At 67.9% G+C, this 12,781-nt stretch carries 12 protein-coding genes; 7 read left to right on the top strand and 5 right to left on the bottom strand.

Annotated elements, in window-relative coordinates; translation table 11 throughout:
• Positions 1–43: 43 nt before the first annotated feature.
• The 4 genes from KHP16_RS22305 to KHP16_RS22290 all read right to left on the bottom strand — a co-directional run bounded on the left by KHP16_RS22305 (position 44) and on the right by KHP16_RS22290 (position 4,014).
• Positions 44–1,516 carry an NAD(P)/FAD-dependent oxidoreductase gene (locus KHP16_RS22305; protein WP_415831394.1) on the bottom strand — a complete coding sequence of 491 codons (1,473 nt, stop codon included), beginning with the start codon at positions 1,514–1,516 and terminating at the stop codon, positions 44–46.
• The gene (locus KHP16_RS22300) at positions 1,513–1,821 is read right to left on the bottom strand and encodes a (2Fe-2S)-binding protein (RefSeq protein WP_109585008.1); all 309 of its coding nucleotides are present in this window, start codon (positions 1,819–1,821) and stop codon (positions 1,513–1,515) included. Before KHP16_RS22300 ends, KHP16_RS22305 begins: the two co-directional genes overlap by 4 nt.
• A complete protein-coding gene (locus KHP16_RS22295) occupies positions 1,805–2,947 on the bottom strand; it encodes an NAD(P)/FAD-dependent oxidoreductase (protein ID WP_115954178.1) in 1,143 nt (380 codons plus the stop codon). Before KHP16_RS22295 ends, KHP16_RS22300 begins: the two co-directional genes overlap by 17 nt.
• Positions 2,948–3,111: 164 nt before the next feature.
• Positions 3,112–4,014 (bottom strand): LysR substrate-binding domain-containing protein, encoded by a 903-nt coding sequence (locus tag KHP16_RS22290; protein ID WP_109585010.1) that lies wholly within the window; start codon positions 4,012–4,014, stop codon positions 3,112–3,114.
• Between the two features lie 153 nt (positions 4,015–4,167).
• Here KHP16_RS22290 and argH point away from each other — a divergent pair, with 153 nt between their 5' ends.
• The 7 genes from argH (at position 4,168) to KHP16_RS22255 (ending at position 12,553) form a co-directional block, all read left to right on the top strand.
• A complete protein-coding gene (gene argH, locus KHP16_RS22285) occupies positions 4,168–5,670 on the top strand; it encodes an argininosuccinate lyase (RefSeq protein WP_211961142.1) in 1,503 nt (500 codons plus the stop codon).
• A gap of 357 nt (positions 5,671–6,027) precedes the next feature.
• The gene (locus KHP16_RS22280; RefSeq protein ID WP_211961141.1) at positions 6,028–7,290 is read left to right on the top strand and encodes an SfnB family sulfur acquisition oxidoreductase; all 1,263 of its coding nucleotides are present in this window, start codon (positions 6,028–6,030) and stop codon (positions 7,288–7,290) included.
• Positions 7,291–7,303: 13 nt separating this feature from the next.
• Complete coding sequence (locus tag KHP16_RS22275) at positions 7,304–8,578, top strand: SfnB family sulfur acquisition oxidoreductase (protein WP_211961140.1); 1,275 nt, start codon at positions 7,304–7,306, stop codon at positions 8,576–8,578.
• Positions 8,578–9,930, top strand: coding sequence for an LLM class flavin-dependent oxidoreductase (locus tag KHP16_RS22270; protein ID WP_115954181.1), 1,353 nt, complete (start codon positions 8,578–8,580; stop codon positions 9,928–9,930). Before KHP16_RS22275 ends, KHP16_RS22270 begins: the two co-directional genes overlap by 1 nt.
• Positions 9,931–9,964: 34 nt before the next feature.
• Positions 9,965–10,795 (top strand): MetQ/NlpA family ABC transporter substrate-binding protein, encoded by an 831-nt coding sequence (locus tag KHP16_RS22265; protein ID WP_211961139.1) that lies wholly within the window; start codon positions 9,965–9,967, stop codon positions 10,793–10,795.
• Between the two features lie 20 nt (positions 10,796–10,815).
• Positions 10,816–11,910 carry a methionine ABC transporter ATP-binding protein gene (locus KHP16_RS22260; protein WP_109585014.1) on the top strand — a complete coding sequence of 365 codons (1,095 nt, stop codon included), beginning with the start codon at positions 10,816–10,818 and terminating at the stop codon, positions 11,908–11,910.
• Entirely contained in the window at positions 11,861–12,553 is a 693-nt protein-coding gene (locus KHP16_RS22255; RefSeq protein WP_208648276.1) for a methionine ABC transporter permease, read from the top strand. Before KHP16_RS22260 ends, KHP16_RS22255 begins: the two co-directional genes overlap by 50 nt.
• Here KHP16_RS22255 and KHP16_RS22250 read toward each other — a convergent pair.
• Positions 12,550–12,780, bottom strand: coding sequence for a hypothetical protein (locus KHP16_RS22250; RefSeq protein ID WP_109585015.1), 231 nt, complete (start codon positions 12,778–12,780; stop codon positions 12,550–12,552). The two genes, KHP16_RS22255 and KHP16_RS22250, sit on opposite strands and share 4 nt — an antisense overlap.
• Position 12,781 lies beyond the last annotated feature (1 nt).

Genomic DNA, 12,781 nt, shown 5'->3' with positions numbered 1-12,781 from the left:
GTTGCTTCGATGCTGCTTTCGGTGCTGCTTTCGGTGCTGCCTGTTATTTCTTGAACCGCACGACCGCCTCGCGCGATGCCTGCGTCTGTGGCAGCGTCGCGAGTTCGCCGAGCGTGACCGGCTTCGTGGGAAACCGCAGCCGGTAGTAGCCGACGTCGCGCGGATGGCGCTGTTGCTCGTCGGCGATGAGTTCGGTCACGGTGAGCCCGCAGAAGCGGCCCTGGCACGGCCCCATGCCGCAGCGCAGGAACGCCTTCAGCTGGTTCGGTCCCTGGCAGCCGATACGCGCGGCATGGCGTACCTGCTCGGCCGTAGCTTCCTCGCAGCGGCAGACGATGGTGTCGCCCACCGGACGGCGGAACTGGGGCAATGGGCGGTACAGCACCTCGAAAAACTCGCGGCCGCGTGTCGCGCGCTTCAGCGCTTCCAGATGCGCGGCGGCCCTGGCATCGCGCGCGGCCGTGTCGATGCGGCCGAGTGCCACGGCGGCGTGCACCGCGGCCACGCGGCCCCGGTGTTCGGCCGCCATCGCGCCCGCGATGCCGGCGCCGTCGCCCGCGATCGTCACGTTCGGCACGGAGGTCGCGCCCCATGCATCGACCTGCGGCTCCCAGCAGTCCTGCCGCTCGTTCCACACGTGTTCGGCGCCGATCGCGCGCGACAGGTTGGTGTTGGGGACCACGCCCTGGTGCAGCAGCAACTGGTCGACCGCGATCGTGTGACGCTCGCCATCGGCTTCGTATCGCAGCTGCGCGACCTGGCCATTGACGCCAGCCACCGCTTCGAGCGCGGTCACACCGCTGACGATCGGCACGGCCTTGCGCACCGCGCGCAGTAGCTTGAGGCCCTTGCCCAGATACGGCGACCGCAGGAAGCCCCATGCGTGCGGCAGGGCCTCGCGCCACTGGCCGCTCGCGGTGGTCTCAAGAATCGCGTCGAGCTTCACGCCCGCGTTGAGGTACTGATACGCGAGCAGGTACAACAGTGGCCCGCCCCCCGCCAGCACGGTGCGTCCTTCCGGCACGACGCCCGAGGTCTTCAGCAGGATCTGAGCGGCGCCGGCCGTGATGACGCCGGGAAGCGTCCATCCCGGTATCGGGAACGGACGCTCCTGCGCGCCGGTGGCCAGGATGATATGACGGCAGTGCAGCAGCGCGGCTTGCGGATCTTCGCCCGGACGCGCGACGGAGTAGGCCACCTCGTAGCCAGCCGGCGCGTCGTTGGCTTCCCCCGCGCGCGCGTTGATCGACCATACCGTGGCCGACGCCAGATGCCGCGCGCCGCTCGTCTCGAACGGCTTCAGCAGGTTCAGGCCGTGCCAGTAGTCCGCGCCGAGGATGTCCCGGTTCTGCACGGGCGTAGTGCCGATCGCGCGATAGATCTGTCCGCCCGGAGCGGGCTGCTCGTCGATCAGCACCGTCGAAAGACCGAGCTCGGCCGCCTGCGTCGCGGCGGCGAGACCGGCAGGCCCCGCGCCAACCACGAGCAGGTCGCACGTCATGATGGCGGCGCTCATACGGCCACCTCGCGCGCGCCCAGCTGGCGCTCCACCGTCATGCCATCGCGCACGCGCGCCATGCAGGCCTGCTGGTTGGGCCGGCCATCGATACGCACGAGGCAGTCGTAGCACACGCCCATCATGCAATACGGGCCGCGCGCAGCGCCGGATACGGCGGTATCGCGACAGGCCAGCACGTTGGCCGCGAACAGGGCCGAAGCGACGCTGTCGCCTTCACGGCATTCGAGCACGGCGCCATCCACCGTGACCCGTACCTTGCGAGCCGTGTCTTGCATCACGGCCGCGTCAATGCGTTTGAACATGGAATCTCCGGGTCGAAAAGATGGACAGCTCGGGCGGCAGCGCGCCCGCGGCGATCATCGGCGCAAGGTGCATCGCATGGGTCGCGGCCAGCGTCACACCGCTATGGCAGGTGACGATGAACGCGCCGGGATGCGTCGCCGACTGTTCGTAGACCGGAAAACCGTCTTTCGCCCGCACACGCAGCGCGGACCATGCGCGTACCGTGCGCACGTCGCGCAGCGCGGGCAGCGTGCGCACCGCGCGGTCGGCCAGCGTCGCCAGCACGGGCAGCGTCGTGACCTGATCCGCGTAACCCGCGTCTTCCTGCGAGTCGCCGACGAGCCAGCTACCTTCGTCGTTCTGGCGCAGCGTGACCATCGGCGTATCGAGCAGGCGGCGCGTGCGTTCGAGCACGAGAATCTGGCCGCGCTGCGGCGCCATCGGCAGGTCGATGCCGACCATGCGGCCGAGGTCGCCGTTACGCAGGCCGCCGGCCAGCACGATCTTGCGCGCCCGCACCTCGCCATTCGGGGTGGTCAGCACGAAGTCGCCGCTGCCTTGCTGCACGATCTGCGTCACGCCGTGATTGGGCAAATACTCGACGCCGCTCGTGCTGAACGCGGTATGGAACGCGCGCAGCAGCTTGAGCGGGTTGACGATGCCGTCGTGGGGAGTCCAGATGGCGCCCGTCACGTCCGGGCCGAGGCCCGGCACCAGCGACGCGGCCTGATGGTGGTCGAGCAGCTTCCACTCGTACGGTTCCACGCCGGGCTGCGACATCAGCTTGTTGACCCATGCGAGGCGGGCCTCGACTTCGTAGTCGCCCATCAGCGGTGTGAGGCCGCCTTTCTGTTCGAGCGCAACGTCGATGCCGGTTTCCTTGAGGATGTCGGCCGCCAGCCTGGGCCACAGGCGCGTGGAGTTCAGCGTCCAGCGGCTGTAGTCGCCCATGCCGTAGCCCTTGCTCTGGAGCCAGACAAGGCCGAAGTTGCCGCGCGACGCGCGCAGCGCGATATCGCCTTCGTCGAGCACGGCGACGGTGCCGACGCTCTTGCGCAGGCCGTAGGCCACGGCCGAGCCGACCAGGCCGCCGCCGATCACGGCGACGTCGAACAGCGGATAACGGTGTGAAGAGGCCGCGGTCATCGGCGGGGCCTCCCGTGGGGACATTGCGGGCCTTGGGCCCTGCCTGGAATCATGTTCGGTACTCGCAAGAATCGTGACAGCACGGGGCTGTCCATTTCGAACGAGTATGCGGAGCGCGGGCTATACGCGCAAATACGGATCGGTCAGGCACCCATACGAAAACCTTATGGGGTGCCTTCCAGAGATGCCGTTTCCGCCGCGATGACCTCGATCATCCGTTCGGTGAAACGGTCCACGAGCACGTTGGCGGGCCGGTTGCGCGCCAGCAGCAGGTAGCTGACGAACGGGATACTGGGCAGGAAGGGGCGGATCACGACCTCCGACTCATGCATGCGCGCCACCAGCGGATTGACGATGGCCACGCCGAGCCCCAGGCCGACCATCTTGCAGATCGTCGCGCCGTAGGGGGTCTCGAAGTGCATCACGCGCCGGTCGTCGGCCGCGAACGCGGCGTCGATCGCGGCGCGCAGGCCGTCGCCGTGGCTCATCGAGATGAACGATTCGCCGGCCAGATCGGCGGGGGTCAGGACCTCTCGCTCCGCGAGCCGATGGCCGGGGGGCAGCACGCAGCAGCCCGAGAGTTCGGCGACCGGCTGCGCTTCCGTGACGACCGTCGGCGGCAGGAACGACACCAGCCCGAGGTCGCAATAACGGCTGCCGACGCGCTCTGCCACGAGCTGGGTGCTGCCGGTTTCCATCGCCACGTTCACATCGGGATAGTCGGCGTGGAAGCGCTGCAACACGCGTGGGAGCACCGTGAGCGCCAGCGACGGTACCGTTGCGATCCGCAGCCGGCCCTTGCCGAACTGGCGGATATTGCGCGCGGCATCCTTGAGCGCGTCGATGCCGACGAACGCGCGCTCGACCTCGCGGAGGAACGCCAGACCCTCTTCGGTGGGCGTCAGTCTGCCGGCATTGCGCGTGAACAGCGTCAGGCCCGTGGAGTACTCGAGTTGCGCGATCAGCCGGCTGACGTTCGGCTGCGAGGTATAGAGCTCCGTCGCGGCGGCGGTCATCGAGCCGGAGCGCATCACGGCCTGGAAGGCGCTGATTTCCTTGAATTTCATGCTGTGGGGGCGGCAGTCTTTGGTTTTAGCCGATGGTATATCAAAACCGTATGCATACCCCGTAAAAACTGATTTGACGGTATAGGGTCCGGATTTCCATACTCGGCGTCATCGATCGGAAACCCGCATAAAAGCCATATGAAAGCGCTCAGCATGGAATCGAAAGTCAGCCGCCGCCTCACCCAGCCTACCGCGACGGAGGTCTGCGCGCATATCTACGCGCCGCGCCTGCGCGACTTCGCGGCGGGGTTTGGCTACCTCACCGATATCAACGCCGCCCATCTGTTGATGCTGCATGGCACCGGGCTGATTCCGTCCGACACCGCGGCCACGCTTGCGCGGGCCTTGCTGCGTATCGAGAGAGAAGGCGCCGACGCGGTGCCGCTCGATCCGCAGCGCGAAGATGCCTACTTCAATTACGAAGCGCGGCTGATGGAAGTGGCCGGCGCCGACGCGGGCGGCCGCCTCCATGTCGCCCGCAGCCGCAACGACATCCTCGCCACGCAGGATCGTTTGCGCGCACGCGATGCGGTGCTGGTGCTGCTCGATACGCTGGCCGATACGCGTGGCATCGTGCTGCGCAAGGCAGCGGAGCATGCGGACACCGTCATGCCCGGCTATACGCATCTGCAGGCCGCGCAGCCCATCACGTATGGCTTCTATCTGTCCGGCATCGCTCAGGCGATAAGCCGGGACATGACGCGTCTGCGGCATGCGCTGGAAACGCTCGATGCCTGCCCGCTGGGAGCGGGCGCGCTGGCGGGCACCGCCTTCCCGATCGATCGTTCCGCCACGGCAGCGTGGCTCGGGTTTTCGGGCTACGTCGACAACGCCCTCGACGCGGTGGCGTCCCGCGATTTCGCATGGGAGATTCTCTCGGCCGTCACGATCGCGACGGTGACATGGGGCCGTGTCGCGCAGGACCTCTTCGTATGGGCGACGCCCGAGTTCGGGCTGATCGATTTTCCGGATAGCGTGGCGGGCACGTCGAGCATCATGCCCCAGAAGAAGAACCCGGTCGCGCTCGAGTATCTGAAGGGAAAGGGCGGACATATGCTCGGGCTGCTGACGGCCTCGCTTGCCGCCCTCAAGGGCACCCACTTCTCGCACTCGGGCGACGGCAGCCGCGAGACGATGCGGGGGTTCTGGGAGGCGATGGTGGAGGCCCAGCGATGCGCCGAGGTATTGCGGCTGGTACTTGCGCACGCGGCGCCGCAGGCCGACACGATGCTCAACCGCGCTCGACGCGATTTCTCCTCCGCGACGGACCTCGCCGACATGCTGGTGCGCGACGCGGGCATGTCCTTCCGCGAGGCCCATCACGTGGTGGGCGCGGTGGTTCGCGAGGCGCTGGACCGGCACTTGCCCGCGTGCGAGATCGACAGCGCGATGGTGGCGAAGGCGGCGCTGGCGCATACGGGTCGGACCCTGCATCTCGACGCCGAGGCGGTGGCAAAGTGCCTGGACCCGATCGAGGGTGTCGCGGCACGCACCGCGGCCGGCGGCCCGGCCCCTGCACGCGTGCGGGCTCAGGTGGAGCGCCAACTGTCCTCGCTGACCCACGACCTCGAGGCCATCGCGACGCAACGCGCCGCGGTCGCGGCGAGCCGCGATGCCCTGAAGGCCGCCTTGCAGGCGCTCGCCGCGGCGCGTTGAACTTGCCAACGGTGCCCCCCTCTCCCTCGGGGAGAGGGGTCGGGGGAGAGGGCTCACATGGGCCCAAAAGGGGGGGGGCGAAGCCCCCCCTCTCCCCCGGGGAGAGGGGCCGGGGGAGAGGGCTCACATGGGCCCAAAGGGGGGGCGAAGCCCCCCCCCCCCTCTCCCCCGGGGAGAGGGGCCGGGGGAGAGGGCTCACGTGGGCCCAGAGGGGCTTCGCCCCCTCACCCTCACGCATAAACCGCAAATCGATATACCCCCGCCACCAACAAGCATCCTCGGAAATATTCGTCGTATCGCCCCACACCCCCATGCTGAAATGACTGTCCAACTCACGCGACAGCCATCGGGCAATCCATGACGAACCTGTCAGACCAGCACGCGCTGCAATTTCCTTCCCCCGTCCCTTCCACCAAACGCCTGATCACCGACGCCGAAGCCATCGCCGCCGCGCATGCGTTTGCCGCCGCGGTGAAGGACACCGCGGCCACGCGGGATCGCGAGCGGATCCTGCCGTGGCAGGAACTAGACCAATGGTCTGCAAGCGGCCTCGGTGCGATCACCGTGCCGCGGGCATACGGCGGCGCCGAGGTCTCCTACGTCACGCTGGCGGAAGTCTTCGCCATCGTCTGCGCCGCCGACCCGGCGCTGGGACAGATCCCCCAAAACCATTTCGGCCTGCTGGGCGTGCTCAGAGAAATCGGCACGCCAGCACAAAAACAGCGCTACTACAGCGAGATTCTCGCGGGACAAAGGCTTGGCAACGCGGGCCCCGAACGCCGCTCGTCCGGCGCGAGCACGATCCTGCAAACGAGCACGCGCCTGCGCCGCACGCCTCAGGGCCTGCGCCTCACGGGCACGAGGTTCTATTCGACCGGCGCGCTGTTCGCCCACCGCGTTCCCGTCCGCGCGCTCGACGACAACGACCGTCCCGTGCAGGTCTGGGTCCCCCGGGACGCGGCGGGTCTCACCGTGATCGACGACTGGAGTTCCTTCGGCCAACGCACGACCGCGAGCGGCACGGTCGAGCTCGACCACGTCGCCGTGTCCGAAGACGACGTCCTGCCAATCTGGCAACTCGCGGACCGCCCCGGCCTCTATGGACCGACATCCCAGCTGATACAAGCCGCCATCGATCTCGGCATCGCGCAGGCCGCCTTCGACGATGCCATCGCCTTCGTCCGCACGTACGCGAGGCCATGGATCGACGCCAACGTCGAACGCGCCACGGACGACCCGCATCTGATCGGCGATGTCGGCCGCCTGTCCGTCGAGCTGCACGCCGCGCAAGCCGTGCTGCGGGAGGCCGCCGAAACGCTCGACAGCCTCGCCGCATTCAGCAGGCAGACGCAAGACACCGAACTCGACCCCGACCTCAGCGCGCAGGCTTCCGTGGCAGTGGCCGAAGCCAAGGTCCTCACCACCGACATCGCCCTGAAGGCAAGCGAAAAACTGTTCGAACTCGCGGGCTCGTCCGCGACGCGCGCCAGTCACAACCTCGATCGCCACTGGCGCAACGCCCGCACCCACACGCTGCACGACCCGGTGCGATGGAAGCTCCATCTGATCGGCAACTATTTCCTGAACGGCACGCTGCCGGCACGACACTCCTGGAACTGAATCGGGATTCGACATGACGCTGCTCTCCACACCCGCTCCCCGCGCCGACGATCCCGCAAGCCGCCCAGCGCCGGCAGGCGCGCCATCCCGCGTACCGGACCGCATCCGCGACGATGCGGAAGCCCTCGCCGTGGCGCACCGGCTCGCCGATCAGTTCGCACAGGACGCCGTGCTGCGCGACCGCGAGCGCCGCCTGCCATGGGCCGAACTCGATGCGCTGAGCGCAAGCGGCCTGCTCGCCATTACCGTGCCGCGCGCATTCGGCGGCGCGGGCGTTTCCACCGGGACGCTCGCCGAAGTCATCGCCATCCTCGCCGCCGCGGATGGCTCCATCGGCCAGATTCCGCAGAACCATTACTACGCGCTCGAAGTCGCGCGCGTAGGCGGCACGGAAGTGCAGCAGCAATGGCTCTTCGAACGCGTGCTGGCGGGCGAACGCCTTGGCAACGCGCTCGCCGAGATCGGCCATAAGGACTTCAAGCGGCGCACCCGGTTGATTCCCGATGGCGACGGCTTCCGCGTCACGGGCCAGAAGTTCTATTGCACGGGCGCCGTGTTCGCTCACTGGATCCCGACGCTGGTGGTCGCTGAAGAAGGCACCGAGCAAGCTTCGAAGCCCGTCACCTACCTCGCCATCGTCCCGCGCCAGGCGGCGGGCGTGTCCATCGTCGATGACTGGGACGGCTTCGGCCAGCGCGTGACCGGCAGCGGCTCGGTGACGTTCGAGGACGTCCGCGTGGAGAAGGACTGGGTGATTCCGTTCCTGGCCTCCTTTGAACGACCCACCACCATCGGCTCGTTCGCCCAGATCCTGCACGCCGCCATCGACCTGGGCATCGGCCGCGGCGCCTTCGCGGCCACGCTGCCATTCATCCGTGACCGCGCCAGGCCGTGGATCGACGCCAACGTCTCGCGCGCCAGCGACGATCCGCTGACGATCCATCATGTCGGCGAGACTCGCGTCAGCCTGCGCGCCGCCGAAGCGCTGGTCCGCCGTGCGGGTCGATACGTCGATGCCGCCCAGCAGGCGCCCGACGAGCAAAGCGTCGCCGCGGCATCGATCGCCGTCGCCGAAGCACGCGCCGCCACGACCACCGCCTCGCTGCTCGCCGGCACGCGCCTGTTCGAACTCGGCGGCACCGCGTCCACGCTCGACGGCCTGGGACTCGACCGCTTCTGGCGCAATGCGCGCACGCACACGCTGCACGACCCCGTGCGATGGAAATACCACGCCATCGGCAACTACTACCTGAACGACAAGCTGCCGACCCGCCACGGAGCGCTCTGATGCCGCGCAAGGAGATCCTGCTGAACGCGTTCAACATGAACTGCGTCGGCCACATCAATCATGGTCTGTGGACACACCCGCGCGACCGCTCCACCGAGTACAACACGCTCGAGTACTGGATCGACCAGGCCCGCATTCTGGAGCGAGGGCTCTTCGACGGCCTGTTCATCGCGGACATCGTCGGGGTTTATGACGTCTACGGCGGCAATGTCGACGTGACGCTGCGCGAGTCGATTCAACTGCCGGTGAACGATCCACTGCTGCTCGTGTCCGCGATGGCCGCCGCGACAAAGCATCTCGGGTTCGGCGTGACGGTCAACCTCACGTACGAGGCGCCCTATCTGCTCGCGCGCCGCTTCTCGACGCTCGATCACCTCACACGTGGCCGCGTGGGCTGGAATGTCGTGACGGGATACCTGGATAGCGCGGCGCGCGCGATGGGCCGCGACGGCCAGATTTCGCACGACGAACGCTACGACCGCGCCGACGAATATCTCGAGGTGCTGTACAAGCTGTGGGAGGGCAGCTGGCAGGACGACGCCGTGCGCCGCGACAAGACGGCCCGCGTGTTCGCGGACCCGGCGCGCGTCCATCGCGTCTCTCACCACGGCCAGTATTACGACGTGGAGGGCTACCATCTTGCCGAGCCCTCCGCGCAACGCACGCCGGTCCTGTTCCAGGCGGGCAGCTCGGGCCGCGGCCAGCGTTTTGCCGCGCGCCATGCGGAATGCGTGTTCATCTCGCCGCCGGGCAAGGAAGCCGCGCGGCAGACCGTGTCCGCGCTGCGCGAGCAACTGGTGGCCAGCGGCCGCCGCGCCGATGACGTCAAGGTGTTCGCGGGCGCGGCCGTCGTGGTCGGCCGCACGGAAGCGGAAGCCCGCGCGCTGCATGCGGAGTATCGCGACTACGCGAGCCGCGAGGCGGGCCTTGCGCATTTCGCGGCGAGCACGGGCATCGACTTCGCGAAGCATGGCCTCGACGATCCCATCGATTACGCCGGTGGCAACGCGATCGAATCGGCGCGCCGCACCGCCGAGCAGCATGGCTGGACGCGCCGCAAGCTGCTGGACCTGTTCGAACTCGGCGGCCGCTATCCCGCCATCGTCGGCGACCCGTCGCAGGTGGCCGACGCGCTGGAGTCCTGGATCGACGAGACCGGCATCGATGGCTTCAACCTGAGCCGTACCGTTGTCCCGGAGAGCTATACGCACTTCGTGGATCTCGTTGTGCCCGAGTTGCAGAACCGCGGCCGCTACAAGACCGCGTATGCGGAAGGTTCGCTACGCCACAAGCTCTTCGGCGAGGGCGACCGCCTGCCGTCAAGACATGCCGCGGCAGCCTTCCGGCGCTGACCGCCCCATCCATTCCAACGCACCGCTCCCGACCATGTCATTCCTGCCACGTCCCGCCTATCTGCTTTCCTTTGCCGTCTCGCTCGCGGCGTCCGTCGTCTTCATCGCCCAGGCCCACGCCGCGCCGCTGACCATCGGCGTCACGCCAGGCTCGCTCGCGGACTCCGTCGAAGTCGCCGCGACGGAAGCACGCAAGCAGGGCCTCGACGTCAAGGTCGTCGAATTCACCGACTGGACCACGCCAAACGTCGCGCTGGCTTCCGGCGACCTGGACCTGAACTATTTCCAGCATCAGGCGTTCCTCGACAACGCGATCAAGGAGCGCGGCTACAAGTTCCGCAGCGTCGCGCTGGGCGTCCTGCCGAACATCGGTCTCTACTCGACGCGCATCAAGCGCTTCGACGAACTCAAGGAAGGCGCGCGCGTGGGCGTGGCCAATGACCCCGTCAATCAGGGCCGTGGGCTGCTCCTCCTGCAGAAGGCGGGGCTGATCAAGCTGCGCGATGGCGTGGGCGCCAGGGGCAGCATCAACGATATCGCCGCGAATCCGAAGAAGCTCCGGTTCGTCGAGGTGGAAGGCCCGCAGCTCGTGCGCGCGCTCGACGACGTGGATCTGGCGCAAGGCTATCCCGCGCACTTCGTCAACGCGGGCAAGCCGCAGATCGCGGGCTCCGGCCTGCTGTACTCGGGCGTCGACGACGAGTATTTCGCCATCCGCTTCGTCACGCGCGAGAACAACGCTAGCGACCCGCGCGTGGCGCGCTTCATCCGCATCTATCAGGAGTCGCCCGCGGTCCGCAAGCAGCTCTCCACGTCGTTCGCGAACAACGACAAGCTCTACAGCCTGCCATGGCTCAGCAAATAACTGCGTAACCCGGTGACCCCGTGATCCAGTTCTCCCACGTCAACAAGATCTACCGCACCGACCGGGGCCAGGTGGATGCCCTGCGCGACATCGATCTCGAGATCCCCGCAGGCGGCATCTTTGGCATCATCGGGCGCAGCGGTGCGGGCAAGTCCAGCCTGCTGCGGACGATCAACGGGCTGGAGGTGCCCACCAGCGGACAGGTGCGCGTGGACGGCGTCGATGTCGCGGCACTCGACGCGCGCGCGCTCGTCGCGCTGCGCCGGCGCATCGGCATGATCTTCCAGCACTTCAACCTGCTGGCCGCGAAGACCGTGCGGGACAACGTCGCGCTGCCGCTGCGCGTCGCGGGCGTGCCGCGCGACCAGATCGCCGCGCGCGTGGCGCAACTGCTGACGCTGGTCGGCCTCGAAGGCAAGGCCGATGCCTATCCGGGTCAGCTGTCCGGCGGGCAGAAGCAGCGCGTGGGCATCGCGCGCGCGCTCGTGCACCGGCCAGACATCCTGCTTTGCGACGAAGCCACGTCCGCGCTGGATCCCGAGACCACGCAATCGATCCTCGGTCTGCTGCGCGACATCAACGCGCAGCTCGGCATCACCATCGTGCTGATCACGCACGAGATGCGCGTCATCCGTGAGATCTGCGACACCGTCCTCGTGCTCGAACGTGGCCGCATCGCGGAGACGGGGCCCGTGTGGCAGGTCTTCGGCCATCCGAAGCACGAGGCCACGCGCGCGCTGCTAGCGCCGCTTCGGTCGCGGTTGCCCGACGACCTCGCCCAGCAATTGCAGGAGCGGCCGGGCAGGGCGGGAGAGGCGCCGGGTGGGTGGCGCCGTGTGATCGAGGTGCGCTACACAGGTGGCAACGACCGGGGTGGCAACGACGCGCCGGACCTCTCGCGCATCGCCGCGACGCTCGGTCACGGCGTCAGGCTGCTGCACGGCACGCTCGACCGCATTCAGGGGCGCGCGCAGGGCGCATTGCTGCTATCCGTGCCCGACCGTACGGGCATCGATCCGGTCGATGCCATTTCCGATCTTGCCCATCACGTGAGTCTGCTTGGCTATGTTCCCGAACCTCTCGATCTCCGGTCTGCTGTCGCCCATTCTCATTGACCGGCTCTGGACGGGCCTGCTCGATACGCTGACGATGGTCGGCGCATCGGCGGCCATCGCGGCGCTGGCGGGGCTGCCGCTGGCCCTGTTGCTGGTGATCACGGCGCCGGGCGGCATGCGCCCCGCGCCGCGCGTGCATCGCGTCCTGGGGGCGCTGATCAACGGCTTTCGCGCGACGCCCTTCATCGTGCTGTTGGTCGCGTTGCTGCCGTTCACGCGGCTGGTGGTGGGGGTGACGATCGGCGTCTGGGCGGCGGTAGTGCCGCTGGCCATCAGCGCGACGCCGTTCTTCGCGCGCATCGCCGAGGTCAGTCTGCGCGAGGTCGATCGCGGCCTGGTGGAAGCGGCGCAGGCGATGGGTTGCGAACGGCGGCACATCGTGTGGCACGTGCTGCTGCCGGAAGCGCTGCCCGGCATCATCGGCGGCTTCACGATCACCGTCGTCTCGCTGATCGGCGCCTCGGCGATCGCGGGCGCGGTGGGGGCAGGCGGGCTAGGCGATCTCGCCATCCGCTATGGTTACCAGCGCTTCGATACGACGGTCATGGTCATCGTGATCGCCATCCTGATCGCGCTGGTCACCGGCGTTCAGTGGATCGGAGACCGCACCGTCCGCCACCTGAAAACACGGCAGGCGATCTAGTCGTTGCCGTCGTCCTTCGGTAAATCCTTCAACTGATCGTGCGCGGTGAGGTCGCCGCCCTCGCCGAGCCGGTCAGGGCGGTCCTTGCGCTCGCTGCGTCCGCGCGAAGGCCCGCTGTCGCCCGCGCCGGGCTTCCAGCCGGGCCACGGGCTGTGTTCGTCCTTGCGCGCATCGGGCATATCGTTGGGCTTGAGGTCTGGTTTGCGGTCAGGCTTGGTCGTCGTCATG

The sequence above is a fragment of the Cupriavidus plantarum genome (genome assembly GCF_905397285.1).
GTDB classification, from domain to species: domain Bacteria; phylum Pseudomonadota; class Gammaproteobacteria; order Burkholderiales; family Burkholderiaceae; genus Cupriavidus; species Cupriavidus plantarum.
The sequence above is the reverse complement of the archived record's forward strand: the minus strand, read 5'-3'. Positions and strand labels throughout refer to the sequence as shown.

Coding starts and splice junctions, on each gene's coding strand:
- argH (WP_211961142.1), top strand. CDS start 4,168: ATGGAATCGAAAGTCAGCCGCCGCCTCACCCAGCCTACCGCGACGGAG.
- KHP16_RS22265 (WP_211961139.1), top strand. CDS start 9,965: ATGTCATTCCTGCCACGTCCCGCCTATCTGCTTTCCTTTGCCGTCTCG.
- KHP16_RS22270 (WP_115954181.1), top strand. CDS start 8,578: ATGCCGCGCAAGGAGATCCTGCTGAACGCGTTCAACATGAACTGCGTC.
- KHP16_RS22300 (WP_109585008.1), bottom strand. CDS start 1,821: ATGTTCAAACGCATTGACGCGGCCGTGATGCAAGACACGGCTCGCAAG.
- KHP16_RS22255 (WP_208648276.1), top strand. CDS start 11,861: ATGTTCCCGAACCTCTCGATCTCCGGTCTGCTGTCGCCCATTCTCATT.
- KHP16_RS22290 (WP_109585010.1), bottom strand. CDS start 4,014: ATGAAATTCAAGGAAATCAGCGCCTTCCAGGCCGTGATGCGCTCCGGC.
- KHP16_RS22275 (WP_211961140.1), top strand. CDS start 7,304: ATGACGCTGCTCTCCACACCCGCTCCCCGCGCCGACGATCCCGCAAGC.
- KHP16_RS22250 (WP_109585015.1), bottom strand. CDS start 12,780: ATGACGACGACCAAGCCTGACCGCAAACCAGACCTCAAGCCCAACGAT.
- KHP16_RS22295 (WP_115954178.1), bottom strand. CDS start 2,947: ATGACCGCGGCCTCTTCACACCGTTATCCGCTGTTCGACGTCGCCGTG.
- KHP16_RS22280 (WP_211961141.1), top strand. CDS start 6,028: ATGACGAACCTGTCAGACCAGCACGCGCTGCAATTTCCTTCCCCCGTC.
- KHP16_RS22305 (WP_415831394.1), bottom strand. CDS start 1,516: ATGAGCGCCGCCATCATGACGTGCGACCTGCTCGTGGTTGGCGCGGGG.